The organism is Moorena bouillonii PNG (assembly GCF_001942495.1).
GTDB lineage: Bacteria > Cyanobacteriota > Cyanobacteriia > Cyanobacteriales > Coleofasciculaceae > Moorena > Moorena bouillonii.
The window spans coordinates 838958-845393 of the sequence record NZ_MKZS01000001.1; the positions used below are offsets into that span (position 1 = coordinate 838958).

Here is a 6436-nt window from a genome sequence, read left to right on the forward strand (position 1 = left end):
GTTGATAACACGATTGGTGTCAGAAAAGATTTATCTAATCTAGATTGGTTCATGATTAAATGCTTACCTTAAACAAGTTCTAGTACTGGTCGTGAACTCAATGGCTAGGTAACGTACAGGCTAGATAGCAGGTATTTTCGCGCTTTTTTGCTCTGTACACAAATAATCTACCGATCTCACCAAGAGCAGTCGATAACTAAAAGTTAAGGGAAGTTATGGAGTTGCCCTAGGATTCGACTTAAATCAAACATGAGGTATACCCAATCGCTAACATAACGCAGATGCGATCGCAAACCCCTGAGGTTCAAACTAGGACAAAACGCTGGCAATAAGGCTACCGTTCAAAACCAACGAAAAGCTGACATGATCAGCGTTTTTAAGTTGGCATTTTTAATTTGGCTATCAGCTATCAGTTATCAGTTAATGCGCTACGCGCACGCTACGCGAACAGCTTTTGAATAAGCGATGCAGAGGTGCGACCCGTGGCGAATTTAATTCGCCTACGGAAAACGCACCATTACAGTCATGCCGGGGTTTCCCCCACTCGCGCTTTGCATCAAGACAAGAGGTAAGCATTGGTTTAATCTGTGTTATCTCAGCTTATGGGATTTTACCCAGACTTTCAATTCTAATTAATCTCGAACTCTTAAATTCTCTCCTTAGAGGTTTATTGGAAGCTGACTGCTGACTGCTGACTGCTGACTGCTGACTGCTGACGGTACTAGTCATTGAGTTTTAAGTAGCTATCCTAAGGGAGTAATTGTGAACGGGTCTACAATCCAAAAATTAATCTTGGCACCAGTCTTCATTTCCACTACACTCTTTTGTGTCTTCACCTTACCTGTAGCCATATTTGGTGAAGAGTCCCTCACCATCCGCATCCAAGATGAACTCTTTTTCCATGGTAAGGTCAAGGATGCGGCAGCTCCTTACTTGGGACTAGCGATGTTAATCAGTTTGGGAGTAGGTGTATCTAATGCTACTTTAGCTGGGTGGCACGACTCTTCCCGGAAGTCAGCTACCATTGAGTCTGAGTTAGACACTATTGAGCAAGCTCTTCAGGAAAAGGAAAAGTTAATTCAACAACTACAAGTTTCAACATCCGAGCTGAACACAGAGAAGCAAGAGAAGCTAGAGAATGTGGTCGCTTATGAAGAAGTAAAATTTGCTGAGGCTGCCAGTTTACCGATGGCAAAGAAGGTTTCTGGGACTGTGGTGATGGAGAAACCGATAACAGTTATGGAACCGTTAGTAATTACCGAGGAACCAGTGCTTGAAAACCTAGGGATGTCATGGCAGCAGAGTAAGGTAAAAGCTGGAATCTATCAGTTTGCCTCTGCTCAAACTTTTTTAGGCTACACCAAGGGATGCAGTCGGCTACAGGGGGGAACCCCCATTCGCGATCGCATCCAGAATACGTCTTCTGCTTCTGAACAATCCACAAGCATCAGAAATCCTCAAGTTTTGGCGAAAGACATTGTGCTAGTTGAAGCACTCCAAAGTCAAATCTACAACCTATCGGCTCAGCTAGAATCTCTCCAAACATCTCTAAAAGCAGCACCCCAAGTATCTGACCAAGCTCAAGTTGCAGCTTAGATAATAAGTAAGCTATCAACTAATGCGCTATGCGCACGCTACGCGAACAGCTTATGTGCTATGCCCACGCTACACGAAAAGCTATCCGCAGCACTTTATAGGCGGTCTTTACTCTAAAAAGACCGCCTATGACTATAACAAGCATGTTATGTTAATTACAGTTAATCACTTTTCAAGTCAGTTATTTTATGACAGTTAATTGTTAATTAGTAATTGGCAATTTTATTTTTATAAATGATATAGCTTTGATCATACTGTTGATCATGCTTATGAGGTAAATTCAATTTTCTTCCCCCTACTCCCTACTCCCTACTCCCTGCTCCCTGCTCCCTAAAACCCAGCATTTTGTACCTCACCCCATTGATAATTACTATATTAAACTTTGCTCAGAGGCATTTTCCCATCCTTACGCTCAAGCAGATGTGACCTAGAGGATTCCACTAGCTCAATTGCCAGACCTTCCCGCGCCATAACCGTATTAGAAAACTCCTTAACAGCCTGTTCTCCGATATGGTCCAAAAAATCATCATTATGCAGGGGATCATGATGGAAAATGACTAATTTTTTGGCATTAGCAGCTCGAGCAACTTTGATAGCTTCCTGCCAGGTAGAATGTCCCCAACCCATTTTGCTCGATATCTCAGAGTAGTATTCTTCATCGGTGTAGGCAGCATCGTAAATCATCACGTCCGCATTATGGGCTAGCTGCAGGACATTTTTATCGAAACCCTCTTCGAGATGTTCTGTGTCAGTGATGTAGGCAGCTGAATAGCCTCGCCAGTTAACTCGATAGCCAACGGCTTCACCTGGATGGTTCAAGGGTGCATTTTCTATCGTAATCTCACCAATCTTGACTGTTTCTCCAATCTCAAGGTCATGGAACTCCTTTTTTGATTGCATAATTTGCAAGGGAACCGGAAAATTTGGGTGGGTCATCTGATCAGTTAGACGATTCTCGATGGTGGCACCGTTAGGAGCACGGGTGCCATAAATATGAAAACAATTCCTTTTAATAAAGGCAGGGGTAAAGAAAGGGAAACCCTGAATATGGTCCCAATGGGAGTGGGTAAAAAATAGATGAGCTTCTACTGGCATCTCCTTGAGTAGGGACTGTCCCAAAACTCGCAACCCTGTACCACCATCAAAAATTAGACGCTCACTACCAACTCGCATCTCTATACAAGGTGTGTTGCCTCCATACCGAACTGTTTCTGGTCCTGGACAGGCAATACTACCTCTGACGCCCCAAAAACGAATAGTGAATAAGTTGTGGGTATTAGACATAATTTTTCCTTGCAGGCTTTTGCAGTTAGTTCATCAGTGAGGGTTTTCTGACGAAGAGGGTGTCAGTGTATGGTAATCCAGGAAGGGACAAAGGTAAAGCTAGAATAGTCAAGTACCCTTAGCCGAAGTCCTATTTCCCCTTACCTTTTCTAGCTAGAATTCAAGCACTTTGCACAGCACACCTTAGCACAAGAGTCACACTAAAAATCACCAACGATCTCACCTGGATTGTTACTGGTTAGAGGTGATTAGCTGACTGAATTCCTCTGTTGTTCTAGGGTGTGTCGATTATACAAAGTAGCTCAAGTTTACCAGTATAGTTCCTAAATCTGAAACTGTACTGGCTGATACCAAGTACTTCTTATTCCTATGATTCCCAAAAGCTTAGCAATATTCACCTGAATGTCTTGTAAGTTACACCACCAAATCATGTGATTTTGGTCACATCCTTGGCAGTGGTACCAGAGGAACACTACCCCTGACATAGATTCCCCCTCAAAGGTATGATCAACAGAAACCAGAGTAATGACCAATGACCAATCAAAAGATAGTTGTCAAAGTCGGCACATCTAGTTTAACCCAACCAGCAACAGGTCAGCTGGCCCTATCCACTATTGCTGCCCTAGTGGAAACACTGACTCGGCTGCGTTCTGAAGGTCATCAAGTGGTACTGGTTACCTCTGGCGCTGTGGGGATTGGCTGTGGGCGACTGGGGTTAACATCACGACCGAATACACTCGCTCTCAAACAAGCGATCGCAGCGGTTGGTCAAGGACGGCTGATGCGGATATATGATGACTTATTTAGTAACCTCAACCAACCTATTGCTCAGATTCTCCTCAGCCGCCGAGATTTTGTACAGCGTAGTTGCTATGTTAATGCCTATGCTACCTTTCGGGAACTACTTCAGCTGGGGGTGATCCCAGTGGTGAATGAAAATGATACTGTAGCTGTAGATGAACTTAAATTTGGTGATAACGATACCCTTAGCGCCCTAGTAGCTAGTTTGATTGAATCCGATTGGTTGTTTTTACTAACTGATGTGGATAGACTTTACTCAGCAGACCCCCGTAAGGTACCCGATGCTGAACCAATTATTTCAATCAACAGCATTGAGGAATTAGCTGAACTAGAGGTACAAGCTGATGACTCAGGCTCTGGTTGGGGTACTGGTGGGATGGTAACCAAAGTTGCTGCTGCCCGAATTGCTACCAATGCTGGGGTCAGAACTGTAATCACTGAAGGACGACGTCCAGATAACATTGAAAGAATTTTACAGGGAGAATCCCTGGGCACCCAGTTTGCCCCCCAAGCTCAAACCAATAAAGCCCGCAAGCACTGGATTGCTTACAGTTTAGTGCCAGTAGGGAAACTTTATATTGATAATGGAGCGCTAAAGGCAATTTCTGATCGCGGCAAATCTCTATTAGCAGCTGGTATTACTCGCATAGAAGGGGATTTTCGCTCATCAGATGCCGTAGAGCTATGTGATAGCAATGGTACAGAAATTGCTAGGGGACTGGTGAACTACAACAGTAATGAATTACATAAGATTCGAGGACGTAAATCCGAACAAATCCTGACTATTTTGGGTTACAAGGGGGCAGAAACTGTGGTTCATCGGGATAATTTGGTACTGATGAATTAGGGAGTAGGCAGTAGGGAGTAGGGAATCGGGAATCGGGAGTCGGGAGTCGGGAATCGGGAATCGGGAATCGGGAATCGGGAATCGGGAATCGGGAATCGGGAAAAAATACTCTGTACCTGATTAGGTTAGAAACCGCTATACTGTATGTCTCTCAAGATTGTGCTCAATCAATAAAATCATGGTTTCGTAAGCATATGCGCTACGCGCACGCTGCTTGAGGTGCCGTTGGCCGTTGGCCACGCTACTAGATCGGTGCTTAAAATCAACCTTCCTTAGCCTGCGCAAACGGGAGAATTTAATAGTTCGAGATTAATGAAAATTGGAAGTCTGAGGAAAATCCCATCAGCAGACTTATAGCAGTCGAAGTAAAGGTTAAGACATATTTCTCTTCCCTATTCCCAGATCCGCTGTTCCCTGTTCCCTAAAAACCTCACTCAATTGAAAACCGCTATATACCCTTTGAGGATAGTTTTAAGTCGTGGCTGCCTCTTTGGCTGACTCTACCCAACTATCAAACAGTTCCTGGTTTGTCTTTACCCATTCTTCGGCATGGCGGCGAATATCTTTTGGAGTATTTTCACCATCTTGTACCAGTTTTTGTTCAGCATTCACATCCTCAATCGGAACCGTCATCAACTCAAACAGGCGTTTGGCAGCTGGATTGGCTGCTAAAAATTTCTTGTTGGCTATCACGCGAACTTGATCGACACCAACACCTAAATTTTTTCCGTCAACAGTAGTATCTTTTTCTGTTATATTTTCCTGTTCTTTAGGTAGAGAAAGAAAAGGAACCTCTAATCTAATGGTATCTTCTCCTGGCTTTAATACTGTCACTGACCAGTGGGGAATATAGCTATAAAATAAAATCGGTTGTCCTTGTTTATAGCGACCCAATGTGGCGGCCAAGAGAACATCATAGTTGCCTTGGTCATGTTCAATGGTATCGCGCAACTTGTAAGCATCGAGCTGATGTTCAATTACCAACTCACACCCCCAACCTGGATTACAACCAGTTAAGTTGGCTTTGCCATCCCCATCAGAGTCAAACAGTTTGGCAATCTTGGGGTCTTTTAGTTGTTCCAAATTAGTGATTTTGTATTGTTCAGCAGTTTTTTTATCAATCTGATAGCTTTGCAAAGCATCAGAAATAATTACTCCCACCTTTTCTAATTTTTGGTCACCACCGTTTTCTAAAAAAAATTTTTTGTGTATATTTTGCCAATGAACACTGTAGAAATCTACGTCGCCATTCCTTACAGAAATGTGTGCCAATGGAATACTAAGTTGTTTTATTTCAGCTGGTTTATAACCAACCTTTTCCAAACCAATATTGATGATTTCGGAAACAAATAAGGCATAGGTGGAAACGGAGGATGCAGAACTGACCTTGACTCCTTTACCTGCTGTGGATTGACTGCCATTTGGGGTCTGTGCTTCACAGGCGATTAAACTGAGGCATAAAGCTGCTGCTAAGATAGTACAAATAAATTTATTAATTTTCCTGATGGTCATTTCTTGGATTCTATTTGATCAAGTGCTATCGGGATGTTACAGCTAGATTTTGCCTGAAATTCTCGTAAGGTGCAATCCCGACTACTGACCATAGGGTGGAATGGGCATGTTGGTGGAATGGGCAAAATGCCTGTTTCATTTTCGGGCGGGCAGGATGCCCACTCTACTGCTATTGATTCGCGCAGCGGGCAGGATGCCCACTCTACGGCGTTGCTGAATTAAGGAATGAATGCGCGATCATCTGGTTTTATTAAAGCCCAGAATTGGGGGGCTAGGGGGGCGAAACCATACCCATAATCAGCAACGCCACTGTGGTCAGTCCGCACGAACCGGTCATCACAATGCCAAAACGACCCATCCCTAAAACCACTGCTTGAGGTTTGCTCAGATGGGGCA

General features: G+C 43.7%; 5 protein-coding genes. 2 read left to right on the forward strand and 3 right to left on the reverse strand.

The annotated features are described in order from the left end of the window. The first annotated feature begins 792 nt into the window (after positions 1-792). On the forward strand, positions 793-1596 hold the full coding sequence (locus BJP37_RS03410; RefSeq protein ID WP_143727449.1) for a hypothetical protein: 804 nt from the start codon (positions 793-795) through the stop codon (positions 1594-1596). Positions 1597-1971: 375 nt separating this feature from the next. Here BJP37_RS03410 and BJP37_RS03415 read toward each other — a convergent pair whose 3' ends face one another. Both BJP37_RS03415 and BJP37_RS35525 read right to left on the reverse strand, forming a co-directional pair. Then, a complete protein-coding gene (locus BJP37_RS03415) occupies positions 1972-2880 on the reverse strand; it encodes an MBL fold metallo-hydrolase (protein ID WP_075896491.1) in 909 nt (302 codons plus the stop codon). 323 nt (positions 2881-3203) lie between these two features. After that, positions 3204-3413: a hypothetical protein gene (locus BJP37_RS35525; protein ID WP_143727450.1), complete on the reverse strand. Its 210-nt coding sequence runs from the start codon at positions 3411-3413 to the stop codon at positions 3204-3206. On the opposite strand from BJP37_RS35525, the gene proB reads away from it, so the two are divergent. Then, entirely contained in the window at positions 3413-4528 is a 1116-nt protein-coding gene (gene proB, locus BJP37_RS03420) for a glutamate 5-kinase (protein WP_075896493.1), read from the forward strand. The two genes, BJP37_RS35525 and proB, sit on opposite strands and share 1 nt — an antisense overlap. Positions 4529-4999: 471 nt before the next feature. Here the strand turns inward: proB and proX are convergent, their stop codons facing one another. Then, positions 5000-6040 carry a glycine betaine/L-proline ABC transporter substrate-binding protein ProX gene (gene proX / locus BJP37_RS03425; RefSeq protein WP_075896495.1) on the reverse strand — a complete coding sequence of 347 codons (1041 nt, stop codon included), beginning with the start codon at positions 6038-6040 and terminating at the stop codon, positions 5000-5002. Between the last annotated feature and the right edge of the window lie 396 nt (positions 6041-6436).